The sequence below is a fragment of the Kurthia huakuii LAM0618 genome, from assembly GCF_000505545.1.
GTDB lineage: Bacteria > Bacillota > Bacilli > Bacillales_A > Planococcaceae > Kurthia > Kurthia huakuii.
In genome coordinates this window covers 130,503-154,539 of the sequence record NZ_AYTB01000012.1, presented here as the reverse complement: position 1 = coordinate 154,539, position 24,037 = coordinate 130,503, and the positions used below count along the sequence as shown (strand labels likewise).

The window sequence follows — 24,037 nt, the reverse complement described above, 5'->3', positions numbered from 1 at the left end:
ATACGGAATACACCAAAAAATGTTTCATCGAACGCAAAAAAAACCGAGACATTGCGGTGCCTCGGCCATTTATTATTTGACATATTTTTTATAATCACTGCGCTTTACACTCATAAAATTGACGTGGTCAAGCGATGTTTTTTTGCCATTTAAACGGAAATCAATCGTTTGTAGACGCGGCATATTTTTAAAGAATGTTACAGCGATGCGATCAGTGAAGAATTGACCACCAGTAGAACCTTGTACGACTTGACTATTTGCTAGCGTAGATTTGAAGTTGAGCGTTACGCTTTTTTCAGAATGTGAGACAGCATAACTTTTTAAATAGCGTGTATAGCCAAGTTCATGCATCAAAAATTTTGTTAATAAGCCATCTTCATGATAGCTGTAAGGTGCTTTATGCTCAACGACTAATTTTGTCGCTGTTTTATTTGGTGCATAGACAATTACTTGCTGTTCGGCATGTGCAGCAAGCGGAGCGGTCATGAGCGGAAGTGCCATCATCATCGCAATTATTGGTTTTGTCCATTTCTTCATTGTGAATCACACCTTTCGTTTTAAGCTATAGTTTACTATTCCCGGAAATAGCTAAAACCATGCTAGGGAAAGGGACTTATTACTCTTTTAGGTATGTATGACTACGAGACAGATCTCTTACTGAATGGCCGAATGAGCGCGAACGTTTTTAAAAATGTCCTTATTTTTTAAGCGACCAACATAGCTTAGCGTCCATTTAGTTGCTTTGTTGATAGACTTTAAGGAAGCAACATAATGCACTTTTTTGTTAGAAGTTCATTTTTTGGGGCAACCTCTTTATATAAGGGTGTCTGTTTCTTACTAATCGCATCCGATTCATTTTAGCACCTATGAAATTAAAGGAGGACAATGAACATGGAGCAACATAATAAGAAAAAAGAACAATTAGAGCAGCATACGGTGGAAGATCGTGATAAAGCGCTAACGACAAATCAAGGTTTAAAAATGAGCGAAGATGAATTTTCATTAAAAGTGGGAGACCGCGGTCCAACAATTATGGAAGATTTTCATTTTCGTGAAAAAATGACGCATTTTGACCATGAACGCATTCCAGAGCGTGTCGTTCATGCACGAGGAACAGCTGCACATGGTTATTTTGAGTGTTATGAAGATGCAAGCGACATTACAATGGCAGATTTTTTAAGTGAAAAAGGAAAACAAACGCCGGTGTTTGTACGTTTTTCAACTGTAGCAGGATCACGCGGTTCAGCAGATAGTGTACGAGATGCGCGCGGATTTGCGACGAAGTTTTATACCGATGAAGGCAATTATGATTTAGTCGGCAATAATATTCCTGTTTTCTTTATTCAAGACGCAATTAAATTCCCGGATTTTGTCCATGCCGTAAAACCGGAACCACATAATGAAATTCCACAAGCGCAAAGTGCTCATGATACATTTTGGGATTTTGTCGCAAACAATCAAGAGTCTGCACATATGGTTATGTGGCACATGTCAGACCGTTCGATTCCGCGGAGTTACCGGATGATGGAAGGTTTTGGTGTGAACACCTACCGTTTTGTTAATAAAGAAGGGGTGGCGCATTTTGTAAAACTCCACTGGAAACCAGTGCTTGGCGTTCATTCGCTTGTGTGGGATGAGGCGCAAAAAGTCGCTGGTAAAGATCCTGACTTCCATCGACGTGATTTATATGATGCTATTGAATTAGGCAATTATCCACAATACGAATTAGCCGTTCAAGTTATCCCGGAAGAACAAGAATTTTCGTTTGACTTCGACATTTTAGATCCAACAAAGATTTGGCCGGAAGAACAAGTGCCACTTCGTAAATTAGGCATGATGACGTTAAATCGTAATGTCGATAACTTCTTTGCGGAAACAGAACAAGTGGCCTTCCACGTTGGACACGTCGTACCTGGTATTGATTTTTCAAATGACCCGCTGTTACAAGGGCGTTTATTTTCATACACCGATACCCAACTCATTCGTTTAGGTGGTCCTAATTTCCACGAGTTACCGATTAATAAACCGGTTTGTCCATTCCATAATAATCAACGCGATGGCTATAATCGTCAAACGATTAATCGTGGGCAAGTAAGCTATCACCAAAATAGCCTTCAGAATAATACGCCAAACCCTGTACCGCGCGAGCAGGGCGGCTATGAACATTACCAAGAAAAAGTAGATGGGCGCAAAATTCGTGCGCGTAGTGAAGGATTTAAAGATCACTTCTCACAAGCACGTCTATTTTGGAATAGTATGACGCCAGTAGAAAAAGAGCATATTGTCAAAGCCTTTTGTTTTGAAGTAGGAAAAGTGCAAAGTATGGATGTTCGGAAACAAGTAGTGGAAATGTTTGCACATGTTAGCCACGAACTTGCGGCAACGTTAGCAAAAAAAGTCGGCGTCACGACAACGATCGATACGATTCCAGAAGAGACAAATACGAAGCAATCGCCTGCTGTAAGTATGTATACGAATCCTGTACGTTTTGTCGAAACGAAAAAAGTGGCTGTAATTGCCAATGAACAGTATGATGTCACGCCAGCGATTAAAGCGCTTGAAGCAGCTGGAATCGTCGTTGAAGTAGTAAGTGACCACCAGGGACAACTTAACGACGTCACAAGCGACCATACATTTGAGACGGCATCACCTGTTTTGTATGATGGTCTCGTTGTTGCGGCAACATTTGAAGACGCGCAGACTCAGCGCAAGGTCGAAACATTTATCGATGAAGTTTACAATCATTATAAAGCTATTGGGTATACGCATGAAGACTTTGTGCTTGCTGCCTATAGTGAAGCACCAGGAGTTGTCAGCGGTGTTGAATCCTTTATAGAAGCTCTTGCAACGGATCGTCACTTTGATCGTGATTATGCGATTGGCTAAAAAAAGCGCCACACGTACGTGGCGCTTTTTTTACGGTATTTAAACGTTCTTAGACGGTAATTTTAAAAAACAACCGACACTTATTAAGTAAAACGGCTTATTTTTCAGTTAGTAATAAAGTTATGTTAAACCGAATTTTGATAGGGAATACTACAAGTAAGGACGTTGACCACATAAGGAGGAAATGGCATTGAAAAAAATTTTATTTATTTCAGAACATGGAGATCCATTAGCACCTTTAGGAAGTAAACAGGCTGGAGGGCAAAATAATTATGTGCAACAATTAGCCTTAGAATTAGACAATCTAGGGTATTCTGTAGATATTGCCACGCATTGGTGTAATACAGAAGCCCCTCAAATCGAACGAATCGGGCAACATAGTTATGTACATCGCTTTGATGCAGGTGTACATGGGTACGTGGATAAAAATGAGATGCGTCATTTAATGGATGCTTTTTACGAAGAAATTGTTGAAACCTTGCCCATTGAATCCTACGACTTAGTGCACACGCATTACTGGATGTCAGGCTTAATTGGCTGTCAATTAAAAGAGCATTATGCGCTACCATTTATTCATACGAACCACTCGCTCGCCCTTGCAAAACAACAAGGCGGTGAAGAACTAGACCGTTATCGTTTAGCTTGTGAACGTCAAGTACTAGAACAAGCAGATACAGTGCTTGCGACGACAAGACAAGAGAAAGCGTTGATTGAAAAATGTGCGCCGAACAGTCAAGTAGAAGTGATTCCAATTGGAGTAGCACCGGTTTATTTAACTAAAACAGTTGATGTATCTTATGCCAATACAAACTATTACTTTTATGCAGGTCGACTTGTTAAAACAAAAGGAATCTTTGAATTAATTGCTGCTTTTAAAGCCTTAATTCAACAACAGGAAATCCCTAAAGACGTCTTACTAATCGTCGCAGGGGGTACAAAGGCAAGCATTAATCCAAAAACGCAATTGCCTCGTAACCGTAAAATTTTAAAGGCATTAAAAGGAATTGAAGATCGTGTACTGTTTATCGGGCCGCAAAATGCGAACCAATTAAAAATTTTATATGCCAATGCGATTGCCACCATTATGCCCTCTTATTATGAGTCATTTGGTATGGTAGCAGCAGAAGCACAAGCGACAGGGTGTCCTGTCATTGCAACAAATGTGGGCGGATTACAGGAAGTCGTGGTTAATAATCATACAGGACTTCATGTACCAAAAGCGTCTACACATGCTTTAACGGCAGCTATGCGTAAATTGCTAATTCGCAAAACAACACGTCTCATGATGAAACATCAAGCGCGAAAGCGAGCGATGACGACGTTTAACTGGAAAGAAATTGTGACGGATGTGACCGCACTGTATAGAAGGAGTTTGAATTATGTATCCAAATCTTAAAGACCAAGTACTCGCAACAGATCTCGATGATACGCTTGTGAGTAACCAAGTGGACCATCAAAAGTTATGGGCGTATTTTGGAGCGCATCGCCCCTCACTAATTTACATTACGGGGCGTTATTTTCAGTCCGCTTATCAATTAATCCAAGAACAACAATTACCGCAACCTGATATTTTAATTTGTGATGCCGGGGGGGCTATTTATTGCGGTGAGACACTAAATGAAGATTTGTTGTGGAGCACGGCTTTTCAAAAAATGCCTCTCTCGACGATTGAAAAAATCGCCGAGGATATAGGCATTCAACGTCAACCTATCGAAGCAAATAATCGCTTTGCGTTTACTGCCACATCCGAACAATACAAGCTATTTAAATATGCGCTGCAAGCACAAGGTATCGACGCGACAACGATTTTTAGCAACGCCAGTCAATTGGACGTCTTAGCACCGAATGTCAATAAGGGAGCGGCACTTCATTACGTATTAGAGAAGTGCCAATATACGAAAAATGTAGTAGTTGCTGGAGATTCTGAAAATGATGTTCATTTAATTGCTGCAGGGTATCCTGCGATTATTGTAGGCAATGCATGTGAGGAATTAAAAATGCTTGAAGGACCGCTCATTTATCATGCGCAACAACAAGCAGCTGATGGCATTATTGAAGGATGGCATTACCATCGTCATCAATACGACATTATTTAATGAGCGAACAGGATTAGTCGACACTTTTTAAGAAAAACTCTTAAAAGGTGTTTTTTTATGCTTACTATTTCGTCACAACACGGCCGAGCAAAAAGAGGTTGGGACAAAACAGTTCATGTTCCTTTTTTAGCGTTCGCCACAAAAAACCGGAACCGCACCACAGCGCGATTCCGGTTTTTCTTATGCTCATCTAAGAGGGTGTTTCAGCCGCTTAAAGAAATACTTACAAGCGAGAACTACACTCTTTTAACGAAATATACAGGTACTAATAATAAAGTACCTAGCACACCACCGAAGAAAATACTACCAAATAATAAGAAATAGAAAAATGCCGTCCAGCTACCTTCAATGGATAATGCAATGAAACTACAAATCAATGCTAACAGGCCAATCCCAACACCTTGTAAAAGAAACAGGCGACGGCTGCCAAAAAGCTTCATCGAAACGCCGATGAATAACACAATCGTCATCGTTAACATTGCATACATCATTAATGGATTTTCCATGTTATCACCTCTTTCATTATCCTCATACCCGTTTCGAATGAGAGTATGCACGACGAAAAAAGCGTTAACAAATTATTTACAAAATAGCTGATTGTTACACCGTTTTTTGAAAATTTAATGTAAATAAATAGTTTACATCATCGTTGTAGTGTAAAATATATAGAAACAATCGAATTAAGTGAATAAAAAGGAGGTCTTTAATTATGAATAATATAGTTAATAATATTTATAATGCGCAGTTTTCTTATCATTTAACGAACTTAAAAGCAAGAATTTATGCATGGCCTAACACTAGAATGAAACGAGAATTACAAACGAAACTTTTGTATATTGAACGCTTGTCACAGTTGACGGACGATGATTATATGCTTATGTTATGTGCGCTCAAAAAGATGAAGCTGTCGGCGCTTGAATTTGATTTATGCGTGTATTGTTTAAAAGGGCTGACGACATATAGTTTACATCGGTATCGTTTAAGTGAAGAATCGCTATAGGACAACTGAATCGATAACTTCTCTATTAAAAAAAACAACGTCGTAAGCGTGCTTACAACGTTGTTTTTTTTAATTAGTATGGGTTTGTGCCAAGAATCGTTGCTTGTTTTACGTAAATGCGATTTGGCAATTTTAATTGGTTAACGATGACTTCTGCTAAATCTTCTGGTTGCATCATGCGTTCCGCTTTCGCTTCATCAATTAAACCAGATTCGCGCGCAAGTTCCGTTACAACCGTACTTGGTGCTAATGCGGTTACACGGATGTTGTTGCGGCGTACTTCTTGTGCAAGTGACTCTGTTAAGCCGATGATGCCAAATTTAGCTGCTGAATAGGCAGTTGATGTAGCAGCACCGTTTAAGCCATTTGTTGAAGAAATATTGATGATGTCGCCTTCATTTTTTTCAATTAATTGTGGTAATACCGCGTGTGTGACGTAGTATGTACCTTTGATGCCGGTGTCGACAATTTTCACCCATGTATCTTGATCTTGTTCAAGTAATTTGCCAAAGCCACCCATGCCGGCGTTGTTAATTAAAATATCGGCATTACCAAGCGCTGTTGTTAATGTAGCAACGGCTTGTTGGACTTCCTCATTATTTGTTACGTCAGCTGTAGCATATGCTGCTTTGCCACCTTGTGCAGTGATTTTTTCTGCTACCTCTTTTACTTGTGCTTCTGTACGAGCAAGTAAGCCTACGTGTGCGCCTTCTTTTGCTAATGCTTCGGCTACTGCACGGCCAATACCGCGTCCTGCACCTGTAACAAATGCGATTTTACCTTCTAATGATTGTACCATTTTACTCATTCCTTTCATGAACATACATCCATTATAAACTTTTTTCCTGATTTTTAAAAAGATACTGTTTCCATGTTTAAAATAATGGAAAGTTGTCAATAATGTAAAGTAGATATTACAAATGCCTGACAGACAACAATAAGGAGGATAAATTGTGGACATCCAGAAATATGATCAGACAAAGCAACGCGTTACATTACAATTTTCAGCAGAAGAGTGGGGAACGCTTTGCCAGCTTTTAAAAGGCCAACGCTATGAACAAACTGTACCCGATAAAATTTTATCTATTGCCTCGCATATCGAGACGCAGGAACATTTTCTTGCACGCCGATAATTTAATAAAGAAGTAAGGTGAAGATATGTATTTAAAATCTTATAATCATGCGAAGCAAAAAATCTTACTTGAAATGAGCGAACATGAATTCGAAGAACTGTGTGAGTTATTAGAGACACATCAAATGTCGCGACAAGCTATGGACAGGTTGAATTTTTTAAAGCAGCAACAAGAAGAGCAACGTAAAAGTGACATATGAGTGTCGAAATGACGCTCTTTTTTTGTGCTTAAATGGTATACTATAGGGCAACAAGGAGGCGATTGGCCGATGGAAGCAGCATGGATGGTAGAAGCTTTTAATGCATTGAATGGTAAAAAACTACGTCACGTTTATAGCATGTATGTCGAAATGACGTCGCTCGACTTATTTGGCTCAGCATGGAATAAGGAACTTGAAGCGGCGATGGACAATCATGTGGCGCGTTTGGCGAGTATGTCTGACGACGAAATTCGCCTGCAACTAGTGTTACAATTACTACAAACGACAAATCAACGTGCCGTACATATTGAAACGACGCCAGAGCTAGAACTAGCTTGTGCGCGGCTTTTAGGAGCGACCGGAGAGACAACGATTCAGCCGCTAATTGACCGAGCGTGGCAGCAATTACTCGAACAATTAGAGCAGCAATGGCAACAATTATCGCCGATTGAACGCTCGCATATTGCCAAAGCCTTATATGATTATAGTGCGACATTTTCAGTGGATGTGCGCGATCAATTGCAGCAAGCACTGCAAATGCCGCAGATGACGTCACGCCATTTAGAGCAAGCCTTAACTGAACGTGGTGTCGTAGAAGGGATCGAACAACTTCACGAACAGTTTGGAAATGCGATTTTATCGCTTGTGGTGAACAGTGTTATAGAGGTTGAAAAAATCGATATACCGCTTGCGTTTTTTACACTGACTGATTCGGACAAGGCGGTAGCTGCTGTGTCGAGTAGTTTTTTAACATATCGCATTGCGAATAAATCAATGAAGCGCGAAATGCTCCCAGCTATTATTGTGCAAGCCGTATTACCTTATTTTATTGCGAATAAACCAACTGTACCACCGCATTTGCAAACCTATTGGGCACAAATTGTGAAACATTACAGCACGCTAAAAAAAGCATTGCAACAACTTGAAGAGCAGCAACAAGAAACGGAATTAGATATTCAAATGCTGACCGATATGACCGGTATTTTAACGGGAAAATTGCAGCAGGAGCGCGAACAGTTACTAGAAGCGGCGAATGCACTGTATCGTCGCCTAACCACAACGGAGCATTTGCCAGACATTGAGCCGCATACAACGACTGTACAAGCACTGCGCGATGATATTGCACGTCTACAGCGCTTGCAAGAAACAAGCGTTGTGACGCAAAGTTTATTTGATAAAATGAAGTCTGCTACGAAAAAATTAGAGCATCGTACAAAAGTGAAGGCGAAAGAACGTGCGCTTGAAAAAGCATTGGAAAAAATGGCTGTCGCGATGTTGCAACAGCAAATTCCATTTGATGACACGCTGCAATTACCTTATACAATGGCGCAAACGCAAATGACATCTGTTCAGCAGGAACAACAGCTCGTTGCTGACAAGCTTGTGCAGCGTACGGAAAAACTACGTCAAATTATTGCACAATATGAGCGTATGGAGCAGCAAGTATTTGAACTAGCAACGCGTTATCCACTCATTCGGACAATATAAAAGAGGTTAGGACAGAACAAAAATAGGGTTTCTAAAAAACGAAGAATTTTCTAATAATTACGCTATGAATAACGAAAAAAAGCGAACGATGCTGAATCTTTGGAGTAAAGTTTCAGCATATCGTTCGCTTTTTTCATTGGCTGAAACCTTTTTGTCCAAGCCTCTTTCTTATGAGTGGGCAGGCATACGAGCTTGTTGTGTTGCCGTAATTACTTGCATCATGTTAATTAATTGGCTTAATAAAGCATCGTCCTCGCGTTCAAAATGCGTTGTTGCGATTGTCGTATGGTTGATTTGGCATAGGCCATCGCGAATGAGCAGCTGTTGTACTGCCGCATACGGTACGTCAATCGTTTTAAACCAGCGCCCTTTCCCGCGAATACCTGTCGTCGTTAAGACGAGCACCGGCGATTTTCGGACAATATACGCAAACAACACAGCTTCTTGCTTTAGTTGTTGTGTGAGCAACGGTTTGGTTGCAGCGCTAAACTGTGCAATTGCTGCCGCAAATGCTGTTTCTAGCGATTGAAAATCATTTGTTGTAACGAGTGTAAAAAATAGCGGATTTTGCACGAGCTCTAAATGAATCGTTGCATTATGCTCGCCAAAAAGCGCTGCAGTAGTTGCACAGCCGGGTAGTAAATCAAGCGCTTCACTATAGCCAATGAGCGTTAAAAAATGTTGCAATTCTTGATTATCATCGCCATATAGTGCATAGGCGAGCGCAACATGCACCGGATTGTATGGGTCGGCTAATAATAGTGCGACAACGTTTTCTCGTGTCGGCTGTTGCTTTAAACACTGTAACAGCGTAGGAACTTCTTGCCATCGTTGAAATGGTAAGTTTTCAGGTAGCCAAGCTTCATCGAATTTAACGTCGACCGCAAGTTTTGTATAAACGATATGTAATGAAATAAGCGCATTGTAGATCGTTTGGTCATAGCGTTCAAACATCGCCGGCGTAAAAATTTCATCGTTAATCTTCGTTAAATTATGCGTTTGTGTGGCCTCATCAAATTGAGCTGTAATCTGTTGTTCAAATTCATCAATAGGGTGCAATGCATGTGCGGCCTGCTGACGAAAAGTCGTTTCATCAAGCGTTGGGTCAAGAATGCGCCCCTGTGAATAATAATAATCGATTTCTTGTGTCATTAATAATGCGCGTTCTGTACGGATTTTTGAGAAGGCGGCTACAAGATGCAATGCATGTTGCCCAATCAGCTGTAATTTTTTAACGACTGCATGCGCACGCACAGCAGCAATTTTGCGGATTGCAGCATAATCTTGCGTAATGGTTGGAACGGTAATTTGTTGCTTATATAATGTAACGGAATGAGTAGAAATCATCGAAGTCGCCTCCTTTTTCTACAATAATATCATATAATGCTATTTTGCGTATACGATAAACTGCTTTATGTTTTAAAAAAGTTCCTTCAAGTAGTCTAGACGGCTATAATAGAATAAAAGGAGGTTTTTTGAATGCAATTAGAACAATTAATGAGCAAAGAACGCTTAGCAGAAACGTTAATTGGGACACTTGATATTGAATTTCAAGAATTAACGAAGGAGCGCGTAGTTTGTACGATGCCGGTAGGACCTAAAACGCATCAACCACTGGGCTTGCTTCATGGCGGGGCATCCGTTGCATTAGCAGAAACAGCTGCATCCATTGCTGCTTTTTTAAATATTAATCCAGCAACGCACTATACAGTTGGTTTAGAAATTAACGCCAACCATATTCGCGGAAAACGTGAGGGCGTTGTGACGGCGACTGCTACACCGCTACATATTGGGCGCTCAACGATGGTATGGAATATTGAAATTGTCGATGAACAGCAACGTCAAATTTGTATTTCGCGTTGTACGATGGCAGTTGTTGAACAAAAATAACAAAAACGAGGCTGGGACATAAGCGTAAAAACACCATCTTAGATGAGCATAAAAAAAACCGGAATCGCGCTGTGGCGCGGTTCCGTTTTTTTGTTGCGAACGCTAAAAAAGGAAAATGAAATGTTTTGTCCCAGCCTCACTTTTTTAGTAATAGCGTACAATATTGACAATTTTTGTTTTTCCAGAAGTAAATGTCAAACGAATTTTTTCATTTGTCAGCCATGTTGCCGTTTTAATAGGTGGAAACGCTTGCGTAATTTTAGGCGTATCTAGTATGCCATTTGTATAGCTGAAATGAAGATGTGCCTCGTTCTCTGTGCGCATGATAATTAAGACCATCGCTTGATCTTTCGACAAAATTTCAGCTTGTACCGTTCCATTTCCTAACTTAGCAATAGAGCCTGAATTACCATGATCTAATACAGCAATCGTCGGACAGTGTTGTTTCCCACAGCGTGTCGTCACGTAGTCATTGTTTGTATAACGGGCTGGTGTATACAGAAGCTTTGCTTGCGGCGGAGCATGAAGCGCTTCTCGTACTTCATCTACTAACAATTCAGAAATGCCCTTTGTTTGGCCCGTTTTTTCGTTTATCATAATATCCCCAACTTCAACGCTAACACCCATGTCAACTTCAGTTTGTATTTGTTGTGGTGCCTCTTTTTTTACACTAAAGAAGGACATGCAAATAGCGATAATACTTAGAGCAATGAACCATTGAAACACAGGCTTTTTCCTTTTGTTCATACGTTGTGCTACACGTATTTTGACGCGCTGCTCTTGTGAAGCGGTATCACCTATTTTTTGTTGTAGCTGCTTACGAATTGGATTCATAGTTAAACAACTCCCACTCTGTTGCTGTAATTTGTTGTTGCAGTTTCTTTTTTGCTTGTGTAAATCGATAATGTACTGTACTTTCTGGTAGTTGAAGGAGTAGACTAATGTCGTGAAATGTTTTATTTTGATAAAAATATAAAATAATCGGTTCACGATATTTTAATGGCAATGCCAAAATCGCATCAGCAATTGCGAGCTGCTCTTCTTTAACGAGTAATGTATTTGGCGTTGAGATACTTTGTGTAAAGTAATTCGTTAGCTGTTGTGTACGATAACGAAAACTTTTCAAATAATCTTTTGAGCGATTGATTGTCATACGCGTCAAATAAGTGGCGATGGAAGCTTCATGACGAAAAAGTTCCTGCTTTTCAAAAAATTTAACGAAAACATCTTGTACGATATCTTCGGCGGCATGCCAATCTTTTACATAGAGAAAACTGATATGTAGTAATGCTTGGGTATGTTGTTGTAACAATGCTTGCCAATAGGATTCTTCCAATTTATTCACTCCTTCCATACTTATTAGACGATGCTACTGAAGATTTCTCCAACTATTTTTAAAAATAAAAAGAGGCTGGGACAAAACCCTAGTCAATAAGAAAAGACATTCATGATTTGAATAAAATCGTGAATGTCTTTTTTGTCTGCTAGGCAGCCGTTGTTCGTTGTTTCGGCCGACGCTTTTCGCAGGCACGGCTCCATCTAATTTTTTTCGCGCCCTCGCGAAAAAAATGGATATTCCGCTCGTGCTGTTCCCGCAGAAGTCGCGGCCTTCACTCCGAACAACTCTTATATGCTTCTATCAAAAATTCCTTATAGAAAAAAGGACAATGCCTGTTAAAATTTAAGTATCCTACTACCAAATCTTAAACGAAAGAAGTGTCCTTATGTTTAAAAATTATAACATGAATCAATTCATATTGCCGCTAGGTTTAGAAGCAAAATTACAAAAAAATGATATTGCCATTCGCATTTATCATCTCGGCGAAAGTATTCCGAGAGAAGCTTTTAGAACCAAAAACAGCTGCAATCTATCGTCAACGTAAAATAGATGTAGAGCTAATTTTTGGATTTTTGAAAGCTAATTTAGGTTTCATTCGATTCTCCGTCCGAGAAAAATTGAAAGTGAAAAGCGAAATTGGCCGCGCATTAATGGCTACAAACTTATGAAAATACGCTATACGTGAAGGCTAGTTCTCATATCGCGTATAAAAATAGAGAAGGTGATGTCAAATTCGACATCACCTTCTCTATTAGAGGATGGAATTTTTACTTATGTCCCAGCTTCTTTGTTCGTTAATAATTTGAAATGTCTGCAATTGTTTGCATCGTTTTGAAATTACCAACGCTTAATGTAGTATTACCATAGTAGGATGAGAATCCAACGTAATATTTTGACGTTTTATATAAATTATCGAGTGGATCACCATATAAATTTTGCATATCTTGTTTTGTATAAGCTTCTTTGAAGTACACTTTATTAATAGCTTGTACTTTAGCAGAGGCATTTGGCGTTGATTTATTACCATTGGGCTTAAAAATATATGTTGCGCCATCTTTTGCTTGATATACGATAAAATTACCTTCTGTTATTCCTGAATAACCCGGAACTTTTTTCTTCAATGTTTTATAGGTCATGTTAATTGAACCTTTTGTATTCGGTAGCGTTCCTTTTTTCGTAAAGTGTTCTAAAGAAGTTGTCGTAGTTGACTTTGTTTTATATGTTGAAGCCTGTGCTTGTGTTGTTGTCGCTAGTGAAATTGGTGCCATTAATAAGAAATTGCATAGTAAAAAACCAAATGTATATTTCATTTTTGCCATAATAATTCCTCCTTTTCTTTAATTCTAATAAAATGATAGGTCAATGTAAATAGTTTCGGTGAAATTAATTGAGATAAAAGAATCATTTAGTGCGATTTCTCTATAACACATAAAAAGCCCAACCCTGGGGAGGAGTTGGACCTTTTACGTTTCAAACTGAGATGAGTGGAGTTGCATACAAGTGTATGCAAAAAAATCATTCTTATGAAGGGACCTCTTCATAAGCCAACATGCAACAATGTTGTAATTTAAATATATATGAAAATTCTGAATTTTTCAAGGAAAAAAATGAATTTTTTAGCATATTTCATCCACTAAATAGCTTTAAATGGAAATAAATGAGAGGGAGAATGTACATGAAAAGTTGGCTCGTGCTGTTATGCGGCCTAATATTGTTATTAGCTGGTTGTAGTGAAAAATCCGAATCAGCACCAGAAATAGATGATAGTTATAAACGTCCTCCGACATTGTTTTTAGCTGTTAGTGACGTCTTAATTGAAAAAATAGAAGCACAAAATTATACGTGGCAGTATGTAGATAAAACAACACAACAAATAGAAAAAGCCTCAACAGATGCCTTACCACCATCGAAAACGGTGTCGATTACAAAGCCCGTTCAAATTAAGAGCATGCGTTATTTGAAAATTGGCTTTCAACCAAAACCGCAATATTATCGTATTATTTTATGGGATGCGTACGATCGACAACAACAGACATATACAAATACAGCAGATATTAAAGAACAAGGAACTTATATTATGGAAGTAGAAGCTAATTTTGAAACCGGCAAAGCACATTATTATATACCGGTAACATTTCCTGAAAAATGATACGAGCAGTACGACAAAAAAGGAGGAGATTCTATACGATGAATCCCCTCCTTTTTTGTGTTAAAAAATACGTTTTAGCTCTTCTGCTTCAAGCTGTAAATCGCTCGCCTTGTTTGTTAAATTTTCATACGATTCGGCGTTTTCAGCGATCACTTCTTGCACAATCGCCATCATTTGTGTTGCAGCCTCGGAACTTGCAGAGATTTTTGTTGTTTGTTCGGTAATTTGCTCAACGCTTTCGCGTACTTCGACGATGGCTTTATCTACTTGTTGTGATAATTTTCGCACTTCGTCAGCTACAACGCTAAAGCCACGGCCATATTCACCGGCACGCGCTGCTTCAATTGCTGCATTGAGCGCCAACATATTCGTTTGACGAGAAATACTACGAATCATATCGACAATGTGATGGATTTGCGTTGTTTGTGTATCCAATGTTTCAACGGCATCTTTGTTTAGCTCCGAAGCATAGACGACATCATTCATATTGTTGTTTAGCAGTGTGATTTTTTCTTGGCCAACAACGGATAATTCCGTTAATTGTGTGGCAATGTCGAAAACAGTTGATGAAGCTGCATTAATACGTTCTGTGCGTCCTGTAATGTTGAACGCAATTTTTGCGACCGCAATGACTTGCTGTTGTTCATCAAAAATTGGAAAGTAATTCGCTTCTAAAAAAATTTCATTGTTGTGTCGGTCGCGGCGAATAATTTTGTCTTGGAAGCTATTTCCTTGAAATAAATTATGCCAAAACTTACGATATTCAGCACTTTGTGAGAACGAAGGAAAACATAAGTCTTGATGGTACATTGTCAGTAATTCTTGTTCTCGATAACCAACTGTTTTTGCAAATGATGTGGTCGCAAAAATAATCTTTTTATTTTTATCGAAAATAATAATCGCCAATTCTTTAAAAAATGACGGTAAAAGAGCATTTAAAATAGTTTGTTCGATATTCATAACTGGGCACCTCGTAATTCAGTGTTACAATGTAGATATTTACCTGAAAATAAAGCTATTATTTTCAATGCATAAAATAATAGCTTGTATGTAATGAAATATACCTATTGTTTAATTCATTATAATTAAAAAACGATAAAAAATATAGCTGTTTACGATTTAAAGGTCTTATATTCTAATTTAAAAAATAAAAAAATGATAATAGATTCTTTTGACCTATTAATTTTGAAGAGATAAGGAATATGTTTTTCTTATCATGAACTTTATGATATTTTGTGAAACTATAGGCTGTATTTTGCAATAAAAATTAGGCGGAAATATGTATTATGTTTGAAAGTGGATAGTTTTGTTCGAAAAATGGGAAAAGTACAATGAAATGAGGTGAGAAACGATGGCAATTGATTTTCATGATGAGAAAAATAAAATGACGTATGCTTCACGTAAAGCAAATGCATCGTGGAGTGAGGATTTAGAGAGCTTATTACCACCAGGAAAACATTTTGTTCGTGCCGTAGATCTTGGCTGTGGTGGTGGGATTTATTCAAAAGCTCTTGTAGATGCAGGGGTAGAATCCGTTGTAGGTGTTGATTTCTCAAAGGCAATGTTACATGGAGCAAAAACAAATTGTGAAGAGTATGACACGATTTCATTTCAGTTAGGGAGTGCATTTGAAACAGCACTACAAGATGAAACATTTGATTTAGTGTTGGCACGTGCACTTATTCACCATTTAGACGATTTGCATCTTTTTTTCGCAGAGGCTCATCGCATTTTAGAGAAAGATGGGTACTTTATTGTGCAAGATCGCACACCTGAAGACGTATTACTTCCAGGTAGCGAAGAGCATATTAGAGGTTACTTCTTTGAAAAGTTTATTAAGTTAAAAACGGCTGAAACGGAGCGCCGTCATCGTGGGCCAGAAGTGCGCAAGGCGTTAGAAGAAACAGGCTTTACGCTTGTTAAGGAAGTACCTTTTTGGGAAGTACGCGGCACGTATCCATCGAAAAACTTATTAAAAGAAGAGTTACGCCATCGCATTGGTCGCAGTATTTTGTATGAATTGGATGACTCTGAACTGGACGAATTGATTGACTATATAGATAATAAAGTAACACAAGAGCGCAATATTGTTGAAAAGGATCGCTGGACAGTATGGATTGCACAGAAAAAATAAAAAGAGGTTGGGACATACGTGTAACAACAGCCTCTCAGATGAGCATAAGAAAAACCGGAATCGTGCGGTGGCGCGGTTCCGGTTTTTTGTGGTGAACGCTAAAAAAGGAACAGGAACTGTTTTGTCAAAGCCTCTTTTTTACGCTTGTGCCGCGCTGCGCAAAAAATCAGCACATGCTTTTCCAATGGCACTAATAACGGGGGCAGCATAGGGCAAGTTTTGCGTTAGTACAGCGACATATAATCGGTGTTGACCGACCGAGAAAATCGCAACATCATGTTCAATGCCGGTATTATCACCGGACTTGCTCGCTATTTTGACATCGCCAAACTCGTCCACTTGACCGCCGAGTAAATGGTTAAATTGTTGATCATAAAGCATACCGTAAAGATGGCGACGGCTTTCTTCAGTGAAATATGGATTAGGTTCGCCAATTAATTTGAGCCACGTCACCATGTCATGTGCCGTTGTAAAATTATCGCGCATACGATTGAGTGACATAAAGTTGCGTAACAGCACTGTAGACGGTGCACCGACTTGCTGTGCTAAGTCATTGACTGCTTCAAAACCGACCAATTCGATTAAGTAATTCGATGCGCTATTGTCCGATACGATAATCGCGAGCTTCATTACGTCATGTAGCGAAAATTCATGCGCATGATGAAGATAGGCTAATACGCCAGCGCCTTTCACTGTGTCGTCGATTGTACATCGTTGTTCGAGTTGCAGTGCATCTTCTTGAATACGTTTCATAACTGCTAATACAAGCGGTATTTTAATAATACTTGCTGACGATACTTCGTTTAGTTCATGAAAACTAAAGCTTTGTTTACCATATGTAATCTTTAGTTGTAAACCTTCTGAATGTTCATCACATAGGCTTTGTAAGCGATTTGTTAATTCTGACCAATTCATACAAACACCTCGATAGTTTAGTTTTTCTTAGTGTAACTTAATTAAATGTTAAGTGCATAGTAATATGATTTACTGTAAAGTTAGTGTACATTCGACATATGACAAGACAGGTAAGGGGGACCTATTTATGAAAAATGTTGTGAATTTTCTGGAAATGAAGCAAACAGGTGAGCCAATTGTGATGATGACGGCGTATGATTATCCATCAGCACGCCTAGCAGAACAGCAAAATATCGATATGATTTTAGTTGGAGATTCATTAGGGATGGTCGTATTAGGCTATGATTCGACAGTATCGGTGACAATCGATGACATGATTCATCATGCGAAAGCAGTACGCCGCGGTGCACCAGACACGTTTGTTGTCGTTGATATGCCATTTGGAACGTATCATGTCAGCACCGAGCAAGCTGTACAACATGCGATTCAATTATTCCAACAATCAAATGCAAACGCTATCAAGGTAGAAGGTGCTGGCGAGCTTGTACCAGCGATTGAGCGCATTGTCGCAGCAGGAATTCCGGTAGTAGGGCATTTAGGTTTGCAACCACAATCGGCCGAAGTGCTTGGCGGCTACAAAGTGCAAGGTAATACCGCTAGTAGTGCTCAAAAATTAATTAATGATGCGAAGGCGCTTGAAAAAGCAGGGGTTTGTGCCATTGTTTTTGAATGTATTCCAAAACAGCTTGGAGGCATTTTAGCAGCGCAAGTGTCGGTGCCAATTATCGGCATTGGTGCAGGCGTTAATGTCGATGGGCAAGTGCTTGTGTATCACGATTTACTTGGCTATGGAGATCACCGCGTACCGAAATTCGTCGAAAAATTTAGCGATGTACATTCGGTGATGGCAGCAGGTATTGCAGCGTACCGCGATGGTGTCAAGGCACGTACATTCCCAAGTGATGCACAAAGCTTTACGATGAATGAACAACAACTTGATGGACTGTATGGGGGCGTAATAAAATAATGAAAGTTATCACAACAATTCAAGAATTACAGCAGGCGTTAGCACCGTATTATGCGGCGAACAATACGATTGGGCTCGTACCGACGATGGGCTATTTGCATGAAGGGCATCAAACATTAGCAAAGGCGGCCGTTTCAGAAAATGATGTTGTCGTCATGAGCGACTTTGTTAATCCAACGCAGTTTGGTCCAAATGAAGATTATGAAGCGTATCCACGTGATTTAGAACGCGATGCGCGTATTGCAAGCGATGTCGGTGTAGACATTTTATTTGCGCCGAGCGTTGAAGAAATGTATCCACATCAAGGGGGCATTACGTTTGAAGCAGGAGCTGCATCAAAAATTTTATGTGGTGCTACGCGTCCAGGGCATTTTAATGGTGTACTACAAGTCGTGACAAAATTATTTCAAATTGTGCGGCCAACAACTGCTTATTTTGGTCAAAAGGATGCGCAGCAGCTTGCGTTAATTGAAATGCTCGTGCGCGACTATCATATGCCGATTACGATTCGACCGATTCCAATTGTACGAGAGGTAGATGGACTAGCAAAAAGCTCGCGCAATGTATTTTTATCAGCCGAAGAGCGTAAATTAGCACCCAATTTATACAAAACGTTACAGTCGTTACAGCAGACGATTACGCAGTTTGACCACATAGCAGCGAAAGCGCAAATCGAAGCGGCAACAAACGGACGCGTTGATTATATTGAATTGTTGAGTTATCCCGATTTACAACCTGTCAAAGAGGCCGATACGCAACTGATTTTAGCGACAGCATTATATTATGATAATGTACGTTTGATTGACAATATTATTTTTACGGTAGGTGAGTAGTATGTTTAAAGAAATGATGACATCAAAGCTACATCGTGCAACAGTGACACAAGCTGATTTGAACTATGTAGGGAGTATTACGATTGATGAAGATTTAATGGATGCGGTAGGTTTACTACGCAATGAAAAGGTGCATATCGTCAACAACAATAATGGTGCGCGTTTTGAAACGTATACAATTGCTGGTGAACGAGGAAGCGGCGTTGTGTGTGTTAATGGTGCAGCGGCACGTCTTGTACAACCTGGAGATATCGTTATTATTATTGGGTACACGTATATGTCTGTTGAAGAGGCGGCAAATTATTCACCAAAAGTAGCGGTTATGGGACCTGAAAATACTATCGTAGAAATGATTGGTCATGAACCAGAAGCAACGATTATGAATTTTTAATCAAAAAATATAAAAGCAGGCACCGTACATGACGCGGTGCCTGCTTTTGCGTTATTTTGTGAATTTGGCTGGTGTGACAAAGAGCGTTAAGACAAAGCCAACAATCGAAATGGCTAAAATGAATAGAAATGCAAATTGTGTGCCAGAAGCCATCAATGCTGCTTCTGACGTACCTGTTGCTTGTGTCATACCGACATTCATTAATGTGATAGCAAGCGCAGTTCCAGCGGCGCCAGCGATTTGTTGTAGGGTGTTCATCGCTGCTGCACCGTGTGGGTACAGTTGTGGCGGTAGTTCATTTAACCCGTTTGTTTGTGCCGGCATTAATGACATAGCCAGTCCTAAGCAAAGAAGCGCAAATGCTACAATGATTATCCATTGCGGAGGATTGTCATTCAATGTGAACACAAACAAAGCATTCGCGAGCACTGTCAGCGCAAAACCGCCAATCAATAAGAAGCGGGGCCCAATTTTATCGAAAATACGACCAACAACGGGTGCTAAAATAGCATTTAAAATATTTCCTGGTAGCATCATTAAACCTGCTGCAACAGCTGTTAATAATAGCGCACCTTTTAAATAAAGCGGCAATAAAATAGCTGACGATAAAATAAGCGAAAAGCCGATAAATAATAACATCGTGCCAAGTAAAAAATTTTTAAATTGAAAGACGCGTAAATTGATCATCGGTTCATCCATGCTCAATTGGCGTTTGCCAAACAGTACAAGGGCGATAGTACCGAGAATTAATGGTACAAAAACAGTTGGCTCTGTAATCGATGTTCCTGCCAACGTACCAAGACCATAAATCAATCCTCCAAATCCGATTGTTGAATAAATAATAGAAGGCAGATCAATTTTTGGCTTTGTCACGTCTGATACATTTTGAATCGTTGGTACCCATAAGATAAATAGTACAACGTAAAATACTAAACTAATCCAAAAAATATAATGCCAGCTTAGAGCATCGACGATAATGCCTGATAGTGTCGGACCGATTGCCGGAGCTAATGTAATCACAAGCCCCATAATTCCCATCACAGAGCCACGTTTTTCAATCGGGAAAATGACTAAAATAACGTTCATCATAAGTGGAATTAAAATCCCCGTGCCGATTGCTTGAGCAATACGACCAAGCATTAATAACGTAAAATTTGGTGCAAGCGCGCAAATAATTGTACCAATTATTGAAAATATAAGTGCGGTTATAGCGAGCTGTTTAGTCGTGAACCATTGCAATAATAATGTGGAGACCGGAACTAAAATACCGAGTACAAGGAGATAGCCTGTCGTTAACCATTGTACGGTTCCAGTTGAAACAGAGAAATCGGCCATAATATTCGTCAATGCCATATTAAGTGCAGTTTCTCCAAACAATCCGATAAAGGCGCTAAGCATGAGACCAGCAGCCATCAGTTTCGGATTGGAAATTACTTTTAATGTTGTCATAAAAACCTCCAATATGTTGTTGTTCTATATAAAGCTAATCGATTACATAGGATTCGGCAACCGCCATTGGACTGAGATGTGTATTTTTTAAAAAGATACGTGGTATAACGAGCTGAAATAAGTAAAAAAGCAAGGAACCGTATTGATACGATTCCTTGCCTGCTACGATCTAGCCAAATGCGACGCTATAAATAAGTCGAGGTGTTAATGCGAGCATAAATAACAACGTAGCATAGTAAAGTACATAGTTTTTATCATTTTTTTGACGATAGCCCATAACAAGAACAATGCACAACATCACAAACGCGATGAGGGCGAAGACAAGTCGCCAAGCAAATGGGGATAGAAATGTCCAACTATAAAACAAAGTTGCGAGTGGTGTAATGAAAATAGCAATCAGTAAGGCGATTAACAGCAACGCGCCAATTTTCAATTGTTGAGTCATAGGAATCACCCCTTTCTTACAGTGTACCCCTCTCAATAAAAAAAACACGCAAACAAGTGAAAAAAATACAGTGTTTGGTTTACGAAATGCGCATATTAGTACTATAATAACTAGGTGTGTAGATTGTACACAACTGTAGATAAAATGTGCTTTCATGTCTATTATACTAAGTCTATTATCATATACAAGTAATAGGAAAGCGCGTACCATTTCTTATAGATAACTTATGGAGGCTATCATGGCAAAATTAAATTTCATCCCGATTATTGTCGGTACAGATATTAATGCATATAATATGTCTATTTCTTTTCACGAAGAATATGACGTGAACCCAATTTTAGTAGGACGCGGCGAATTACCATTTACAAAATTCAGTACGATTCCTGGCAAAATTGAATATTTCCCAAAATTAGGTGACCCAGCGGAATTCCCGAAAATTATGGAAAAAGTCGCAAAAAAATATGGGAAATCAGGTAAGAAATTAATGCTTGTCGGCACGAATGATATGTACGTGCGCTACATTGTAGAACATGCAGAATTCCTTAAAAAATATTTCGTATTCAACTATCCTACAATTGACGTAATGGATAAACTGCAATACAAAGCACAATTCTATCAACTTTGCGAAGAGTATGGCATTGACTATCCCGTAACACGTTTTTATGATTGCACAACAATTGATGCACCATTTAACGATAACAAAATTCTTTACCCATTAATTTTAAAACCAAGTAACGTCATTCTGTATTTAGATTTAAAATTTGAAGGCAAAGAAAAAGTATACAAAGCGGAAACAGAAGAAGAAGTAAATCGTATTTTAAACTTATTACACGATGCAGGTTACCACGATGAAATTATCATCCAAGAATTTATTCCTGGTGATGATACGTTAATGTGGGATGGTGTTGTGTACGCGGATCAACATAAAAATGTGCAATTAGTAGCACTTGGTCAAGTCGTGTTACAAGAGCATACACCAACAGCGATTGGGAACTACACATCAATCATTAGCCGTTTCGATAAAGAGTTAATGCGTAAAATGCAAGACTTCATCGAATACATCGGGTACACAGGTTTTGCGAACTTCGACTTAAAATATGATACGCGTGATGGAAAATTCAAAGTGTTTGAAATCAACATCCGTCAAGGGCGCTCAAGCTATTATGTGACACGTTTAGGTCACAATTTAGCGCGCTACCTCGTAGATGACTGTGTCAACAATGAGAAAAAAGACGTTGTTTACGCAAATGGCGAATTTTTATTCTCCGTTGTACCGAAAAAAGTATTACGCGATTTCGTGGATAATAATGAAATCAACGCGGAATGCCGTCGCTTAATTAAAGAAGGCAAATGGGCAAATCCGTTGTTCTATCCGAAAGATAAAAGTTTTAAACGCAAATTGTATATGGCGGCACGTCAATACAACTACTATCAAAAATATAAAAATAACCAATGGTAACAAAAAAGAGCTGGATGCGGTCCAGCTCTTTTTTTATTTGGAGGAAATAGTGTCTGTTTTTTTGGACATATCTTGTATTATTCTCTGTTTAAATCAGTAGATTAAATTATCTATAAGTCCTTCTATTATAGTATAATAGTTTCTAATTACAGCTGATTGATAAGGGGAATATAGTGATAATGGCACAAAATGACAAAGTTCAGCGCGCAACACAACTACATCCATTTTACACGTATATTATTTTGCGTGACTATTCAAGTGCAAGTAACCCGATGAATGCTAAGCAAGTTGCAGTGAAAATGCGCGAACGTTTTTTTGAACAAGACGTGCGTGAGCAATTCAAAAATGGTGAGCATATTCAAAAGCCGTATGAGCTAAATCGCCAGACGATTTATAAGCACTTTAATTTACTAGCAGAAATTACAGAAGACTATAGCGAATACGTTCCATTTAAATTTACGCGTAATGATAACGGTACGGCATATATCGAGCCGTTATTTGAAAAAGGAGAAGCTTATTTATTAAGCGATGCGGTTGCAACATCGCGTTTTATCGATAAAGAAAAAAGTGTAGAGCTCATTACGTTACTTGGAAATTTAGTTAATTTAAATTTATTAAGCTTTTATAAGCCACGCCTGGAATTTAAAAACAATAGTGACAAAGCTTATAACGATGAAATTTTTAGCAACGTGACGTTACTAGCAGAGGCGATTCAAAAAGGTATGAAGGTAACGTTAAATTATATGAAATATGATCTTCATAAAAAGCTCGTACCGATTAGTGAAAAAAATGCAGGGTTCCGCAAAATCCGTCCGTATTATTTAATTTGGTCGCTCAATAAATATTATGTGATGTATTTATATGATGATAGCACCGAGCCGCGTTTTATGCGCGTTGATAAAATGAAAAATATTGAAATGACGAATGAAAAAGTCGGTACGCTAACATCGATTTCTAATTTGTCGGATTATACGCGTAATCAAGTATTTATGTTTGGTGGCAAGCCGGAATGGATTAGCTTCCGTTGTAAAATGGATATTATCGGGCAAGTAATCGATTTCTTCGGCGAAGATGTCAAATTGACGAAAGCAGGTGAGCATCATTTTACGGTCGAAATCTACACGTCGAAAGCGAGTATTCGCTATTGGTTAATGCAATATAGCTCGTCTGTTGACCAGATTAAACCGGCTGAGCTTAGGGAAGATGTTATCGCGATGCTAGAAGATGCGCTCGCGCGTAATCGTGCCGACAATTAGCTATTGCT

General features: G+C 39.0%; 27 protein-coding genes and 1 pseudogene. 17 read left to right on the top strand and 11 right to left on the bottom strand.

What is annotated here, in order from left to right; all coding sequences use genetic code 11:
• Window positions 1-72: 72 nt before the first annotated feature.
• Window positions 73-537 carry a hypothetical protein gene (locus V514_RS0109770; RefSeq protein WP_029499770.1) on the bottom strand — a complete coding sequence of 155 codons (465 nt, stop codon included), beginning with the start codon at window positions 535-537 and terminating at the stop codon, window positions 73-75.
• Window positions 538-891: 354 nt separating this feature from the next.
• Between V514_RS0109770 and V514_RS0109765 the strand changes: the two genes are divergently transcribed.
• From V514_RS0109765 to V514_RS0109755, 3 genes are all read left to right on the top strand, one after another.
• On the top strand, window positions 892-2,886 hold the full coding sequence (locus tag V514_RS0109765) for a catalase (protein ID WP_035944596.1): 1,995 nt from the start codon (window positions 892-894) through the stop codon (window positions 2,884-2,886).
• A gap of 190 nt (window positions 2,887-3,076) precedes the next feature.
• Window positions 3,077-4,282, top strand: a complete 1,206-nt coding sequence (locus tag V514_RS0109760) for a glycosyltransferase (protein WP_029499768.1) — start codon at window positions 3,077-3,079, stop codon at window positions 4,280-4,282.
• Window positions 4,266-4,982, top strand: a complete 717-nt coding sequence (locus V514_RS0109755) for an HAD-IIB family hydrolase (RefSeq protein WP_029499767.1) — start codon at window positions 4,266-4,268, stop codon at window positions 4,980-4,982. Before V514_RS0109760 ends, V514_RS0109755 begins: the two co-directional genes overlap by 17 nt.
• 236 nt (window positions 4,983-5,218) lie before the next feature.
• On the opposite strand, the gene V514_RS0109750 is transcribed toward V514_RS0109755, so the two are convergent.
• Window positions 5,219-5,488, bottom strand: a complete 270-nt coding sequence (locus V514_RS0109750; protein ID WP_029499766.1) for a hypothetical protein — start codon at window positions 5,486-5,488, stop codon at window positions 5,219-5,221.
• 203 nt (window positions 5,489-5,691) lie between these two features.
• Between V514_RS0109750 and V514_RS0109745 the strand changes: the two genes are divergently transcribed.
• Entirely contained in the window at window positions 5,692-5,982 is a 291-nt protein-coding gene (locus tag V514_RS0109745) for a hypothetical protein (RefSeq protein WP_029499765.1), read from the top strand.
• A 73-nt stretch (window positions 5,983-6,055) separates the two neighbouring features.
• Here V514_RS0109745 and V514_RS0109740 read toward each other — a convergent pair whose 3' ends face one another.
• Window positions 6,056-6,781 carry a 3-ketoacyl-ACP reductase gene (locus V514_RS0109740; protein ID WP_029499764.1) on the bottom strand — a complete coding sequence of 242 codons (726 nt, stop codon included), beginning with the start codon at window positions 6,779-6,781 and terminating at the stop codon, window positions 6,056-6,058.
• A gap of 154 nt (window positions 6,782-6,935) precedes the next feature.
• Between V514_RS0109740 and V514_RS0109735 the strand changes: the two genes are divergently transcribed.
• From V514_RS0109735 to V514_RS0109725, 3 genes are all read left to right on the top strand, one after another.
• Window positions 6,936-7,115 (top strand): hypothetical protein, encoded by a 180-nt coding sequence (locus V514_RS0109735; protein ID WP_029499763.1) that lies wholly within the window; start codon window positions 6,936-6,938, stop codon window positions 7,113-7,115.
• Window positions 7,116-7,140: 25 nt separating this feature from the next.
• Complete coding sequence (locus V514_RS20380; protein WP_161630185.1) at window positions 7,141-7,314, top strand: hypothetical protein; 174 nt, start codon at window positions 7,141-7,143, stop codon at window positions 7,312-7,314.
• 69 nt (window positions 7,315-7,383) lie between these two features.
• Window positions 7,384-8,802: a hypothetical protein gene (locus tag V514_RS0109725; protein WP_029499762.1), complete on the top strand. Its 1,419-nt coding sequence runs from the start codon at window positions 7,384-7,386 to the stop codon at window positions 8,800-8,802.
• A 168-nt stretch (window positions 8,803-8,970) separates the two neighbouring features.
• Here the strand turns inward: V514_RS0109725 and V514_RS0109720 are convergent, their stop codons facing one another.
• Window positions 8,971-10,149, bottom strand: a complete 1,179-nt coding sequence (locus V514_RS0109720) for a hypothetical protein (RefSeq protein ID WP_029499761.1) — start codon at window positions 10,147-10,149, stop codon at window positions 8,971-8,973.
• A 132-nt stretch (window positions 10,150-10,281) separates the two neighbouring features.
• On the opposite strand from V514_RS0109720, the gene V514_RS0109715 reads away from it, so the two are divergent.
• Entirely contained in the window at window positions 10,282-10,692 is a 411-nt protein-coding gene (locus V514_RS0109715) for a hotdog fold thioesterase (RefSeq protein WP_081715025.1), read from the top strand.
• Window positions 10,693-10,836: 144 nt separating this feature from the next.
• Here V514_RS0109715 and V514_RS0109710 read toward each other — a convergent pair whose 3' ends face one another.
• Together V514_RS0109710 and V514_RS0109705 are read right to left on the bottom strand one after the other, a co-directional pair.
• Window positions 10,837-11,526, bottom strand: coding sequence for a hypothetical protein (locus tag V514_RS0109710; protein ID WP_029499759.1), 690 nt, complete (start codon window positions 11,524-11,526; stop codon window positions 10,837-10,839).
• Window positions 11,510-12,028 carry a sigma-70 family RNA polymerase sigma factor gene (locus V514_RS0109705; protein WP_029499758.1) on the bottom strand — a complete coding sequence of 173 codons (519 nt, stop codon included), beginning with the start codon at window positions 12,026-12,028 and terminating at the stop codon, window positions 11,510-11,512. The genes V514_RS0109710 and V514_RS0109705 overlap by 17 nt, the downstream gene beginning before the upstream one ends.
• Window positions 12,029-12,434: 406 nt before the next feature.
• Between V514_RS0109705 and V514_RS20515 the strand changes: the two genes are divergently transcribed.
• Entirely contained in the window at window positions 12,435-12,575 is a 141-nt protein-coding gene (locus V514_RS20515; protein ID WP_162531335.1) for a hypothetical protein, read from the top strand.
• Window positions 12,529-12,699, top strand: a pseudogene (locus V514_RS0109700) (transposase); the annotation flags it as partial. The gene V514_RS20515 and the pseudogene V514_RS0109700, both read left to right, overlap by 47 nt.
• A 126-nt stretch (window positions 12,700-12,825) precedes the next feature.
• On the opposite strand, the gene V514_RS0109695 reads toward V514_RS0109700, so the two are convergent.
• Window positions 12,826-13,350, bottom strand: coding sequence for a hypothetical protein (locus V514_RS0109695; RefSeq protein WP_029499756.1), 525 nt, complete (start codon window positions 13,348-13,350; stop codon window positions 12,826-12,828).
• A 356-nt stretch (window positions 13,351-13,706) separates the two neighbouring features.
• Here V514_RS0109695 and V514_RS0109690 point away from each other — a divergent pair, with 356 nt between their 5' ends.
• On the top strand, window positions 13,707-14,180 hold the full coding sequence (locus tag V514_RS0109690) for a hypothetical protein (protein ID WP_029499755.1): 474 nt from the start codon (window positions 13,707-13,709) through the stop codon (window positions 14,178-14,180).
• Window positions 14,181-14,240: 60 nt separating this feature from the next.
• Here the strand turns inward: V514_RS0109690 and V514_RS20840 are convergent, their stop codons facing one another.
• Window positions 14,241-15,140, bottom strand: a complete 900-nt coding sequence (locus V514_RS20840) for a methyl-accepting chemotaxis protein (protein ID WP_029499754.1) — start codon at window positions 15,138-15,140, stop codon at window positions 14,241-14,243.
• Between the two features lie 391 nt (window positions 15,141-15,531).
• Between V514_RS20840 and V514_RS0109680 the strand changes: the two genes are divergently transcribed.
• On the top strand, window positions 15,532-16,314 hold the full coding sequence (locus V514_RS0109680; RefSeq protein WP_029499753.1) for a class I SAM-dependent methyltransferase: 783 nt from the start codon (window positions 15,532-15,534) through the stop codon (window positions 16,312-16,314).
• Between the two features lie 138 nt (window positions 16,315-16,452).
• Here V514_RS0109680 and V514_RS0109675 read toward each other — a convergent pair whose 3' ends face one another.
• On the bottom strand, window positions 16,453-17,229 hold the full coding sequence (locus V514_RS0109675; RefSeq protein ID WP_029499752.1) for a serine hydrolase: 777 nt from the start codon (window positions 17,227-17,229) through the stop codon (window positions 16,453-16,455).
• A 127-nt stretch (window positions 17,230-17,356) separates the two neighbouring features.
• On the opposite strand from V514_RS0109675, the gene panB reads away from it, so the two are divergent.
• From panB to panD, 3 genes are read left to right on the top strand one after another with little or no spacing between them, the layout of a single operon-like run.
• Window positions 17,357-18,196, top strand: a complete 840-nt coding sequence (gene panB / locus V514_RS0109670; RefSeq protein WP_029499751.1) for a 3-methyl-2-oxobutanoate hydroxymethyltransferase — start codon at window positions 17,357-17,359, stop codon at window positions 18,194-18,196.
• The gene (gene panC / locus V514_RS18990; protein ID WP_035944589.1) at window positions 18,196-19,029 is read left to right on the top strand and encodes a pantoate--beta-alanine ligase; all 834 of its coding nucleotides are present in this window, start codon (window positions 18,196-18,198) and stop codon (window positions 19,027-19,029) included. The genes panB and panC overlap by 1 nt, the downstream gene beginning before the upstream one ends.
• 1 nt (window position 19,030) lies before the next feature.
• Window positions 19,031-19,420: an aspartate 1-decarboxylase gene (gene panD / locus V514_RS0109660; RefSeq protein ID WP_029499750.1), complete on the top strand. Its 390-nt coding sequence runs from the start codon at window positions 19,031-19,033 to the stop codon at window positions 19,418-19,420.
• A gap of 51 nt (window positions 19,421-19,471) precedes the next feature.
• On the opposite strand, the gene V514_RS0109655 is transcribed toward panD, so the two are convergent.
• Window positions 19,472-20,869, bottom strand: a complete 1,398-nt coding sequence (locus V514_RS0109655; RefSeq protein ID WP_029499749.1) for an MDR family MFS transporter — start codon at window positions 20,867-20,869, stop codon at window positions 19,472-19,474.
• Window positions 20,870-21,038: 169 nt separating this feature from the next.
• Window positions 21,039-21,314 (bottom strand): hypothetical protein, encoded by a 276-nt coding sequence (locus tag V514_RS0109650; RefSeq protein ID WP_029499748.1) that lies wholly within the window; start codon window positions 21,312-21,314, stop codon window positions 21,039-21,041.
• 238 nt (window positions 21,315-21,552) lie between these two features.
• Between V514_RS0109650 and V514_RS0109645 the strand changes: the two genes are divergently transcribed.
• Together V514_RS0109645 and V514_RS0109640 are read left to right on the top strand one after the other, a co-directional pair.
• Entirely contained in the window at window positions 21,553-22,773 is a 1,221-nt protein-coding gene (locus V514_RS0109645) for a carboxylate--amine ligase (RefSeq protein ID WP_029499747.1), read from the top strand.
• Between the two features lie 179 nt (window positions 22,774-22,952).
• Entirely contained in the window at window positions 22,953-24,029 is a 1,077-nt protein-coding gene (locus V514_RS0109640; protein ID WP_029499746.1) for a WYL domain-containing protein, read from the top strand.
• The last annotated feature ends 8 nt before the right edge of the window (window positions 24,030-24,037 follow it).

What these genes read in the sequence shown, in the direction of transcription:
- V514_RS0109770 (WP_029499770.1), bottom strand. Translation starts at nt 537, where the DNA reads ATGAAGAAATGGACAAAACCAATAATTGCGATGATGATGGCACTTCCG.
- V514_RS0109765 (WP_035944596.1), top strand. Translation starts at nt 892, where the DNA reads ATGGAGCAACATAATAAGAAAAAAGAACAATTAGAGCAGCATACGGTG.
- V514_RS0109755 (WP_029499767.1), top strand. Translation starts at nt 4,266, where the DNA reads ATGTATCCAAATCTTAAAGACCAAGTACTCGCAACAGATCTCGATGAT.
- V514_RS0109750 (WP_029499766.1), bottom strand. Translation starts at nt 5,488, where the DNA reads ATGGAAAATCCATTAATGATGTATGCAATGTTAACGATGACGATTGTG.
- V514_RS0109745 (WP_029499765.1), top strand. Translation starts at nt 5,692, where the DNA reads ATGAATAATATAGTTAATAATATTTATAATGCGCAGTTTTCTTATCAT.
- V514_RS0109740 (WP_029499764.1), bottom strand. Translation starts at nt 6,781, where the DNA reads ATGGTACAATCATTAGAAGGTAAAATCGCATTTGTTACAGGTGCAGGA.
- V514_RS20380 (WP_161630185.1), top strand. Translation starts at nt 7,141, where the DNA reads ATGTATTTAAAATCTTATAATCATGCGAAGCAAAAAATCTTACTTGAA.
- V514_RS0109725 (WP_029499762.1), top strand. Translation starts at nt 7,384, where the DNA reads ATGGAAGCAGCATGGATGGTAGAAGCTTTTAATGCATTGAATGGTAAA.
- V514_RS0109720 (WP_029499761.1), bottom strand. Translation starts at nt 10,149, where the DNA reads ATGATTTCTACTCATTCCGTTACATTATATAAGCAACAAATTACCGTT.
- V514_RS0109715 (WP_081715025.1), top strand. Translation starts at nt 10,282, where the DNA reads ATGCAATTAGAACAATTAATGAGCAAAGAACGCTTAGCAGAAACGTTA.
- V514_RS0109710 (WP_029499759.1), bottom strand. Translation starts at nt 11,526, where the DNA reads ATGAATCCAATTCGTAAGCAGCTACAACAAAAAATAGGTGATACCGCT.
- V514_RS20515 (WP_162531335.1), top strand. Translation starts at nt 12,435, where the DNA reads ATGAATCAATTCATATTGCCGCTAGGTTTAGAAGCAAAATTACAAAAA.
- V514_RS0109695 (WP_029499756.1), bottom strand. Translation starts at nt 13,350, where the DNA reads ATGGCAAAAATGAAATATACATTTGGTTTTTTACTATGCAATTTCTTA.
- V514_RS0109690 (WP_029499755.1), top strand. Translation starts at nt 13,707, where the DNA reads ATGAAAAGTTGGCTCGTGCTGTTATGCGGCCTAATATTGTTATTAGCT.
- V514_RS20840 (WP_029499754.1), bottom strand. Translation starts at nt 15,140, where the DNA reads ATGAATATCGAACAAACTATTTTAAATGCTCTTTTACCGTCATTTTTT.
- V514_RS0109680 (WP_029499753.1), top strand. Translation starts at nt 15,532, where the DNA reads ATGGCAATTGATTTTCATGATGAGAAAAATAAAATGACGTATGCTTCA.
- V514_RS0109675 (WP_029499752.1), bottom strand. Translation starts at nt 17,229, where the DNA reads ATGAATTGGTCAGAATTAACAAATCGCTTACAAAGCCTATGTGATGAA.
- panB (WP_029499751.1), top strand. Translation starts at nt 17,357, where the DNA reads ATGAAAAATGTTGTGAATTTTCTGGAAATGAAGCAAACAGGTGAGCCA.
- panC (WP_035944589.1), top strand. Translation starts at nt 18,196, where the DNA reads ATGAAAGTTATCACAACAATTCAAGAATTACAGCAGGCGTTAGCACCG.
- panD (WP_029499750.1), top strand. Translation starts at nt 19,031, where the DNA reads ATGTTTAAAGAAATGATGACATCAAAGCTACATCGTGCAACAGTGACA.
- V514_RS0109655 (WP_029499749.1), bottom strand. Translation starts at nt 20,869, where the DNA reads ATGACAACATTAAAAGTAATTTCCAATCCGAAACTGATGGCTGCTGGT.
- V514_RS0109650 (WP_029499748.1), bottom strand. Translation starts at nt 21,314, where the DNA reads ATGACTCAACAATTGAAAATTGGCGCGTTGCTGTTAATCGCCTTACTG.
- V514_RS0109645 (WP_029499747.1), top strand. Translation starts at nt 21,553, where the DNA reads ATGGCAAAATTAAATTTCATCCCGATTATTGTCGGTACAGATATTAAT.
- V514_RS0109640 (WP_029499746.1), top strand. Translation starts at nt 22,953, where the DNA reads ATGGCACAAAATGACAAAGTTCAGCGCGCAACACAACTACATCCATTT.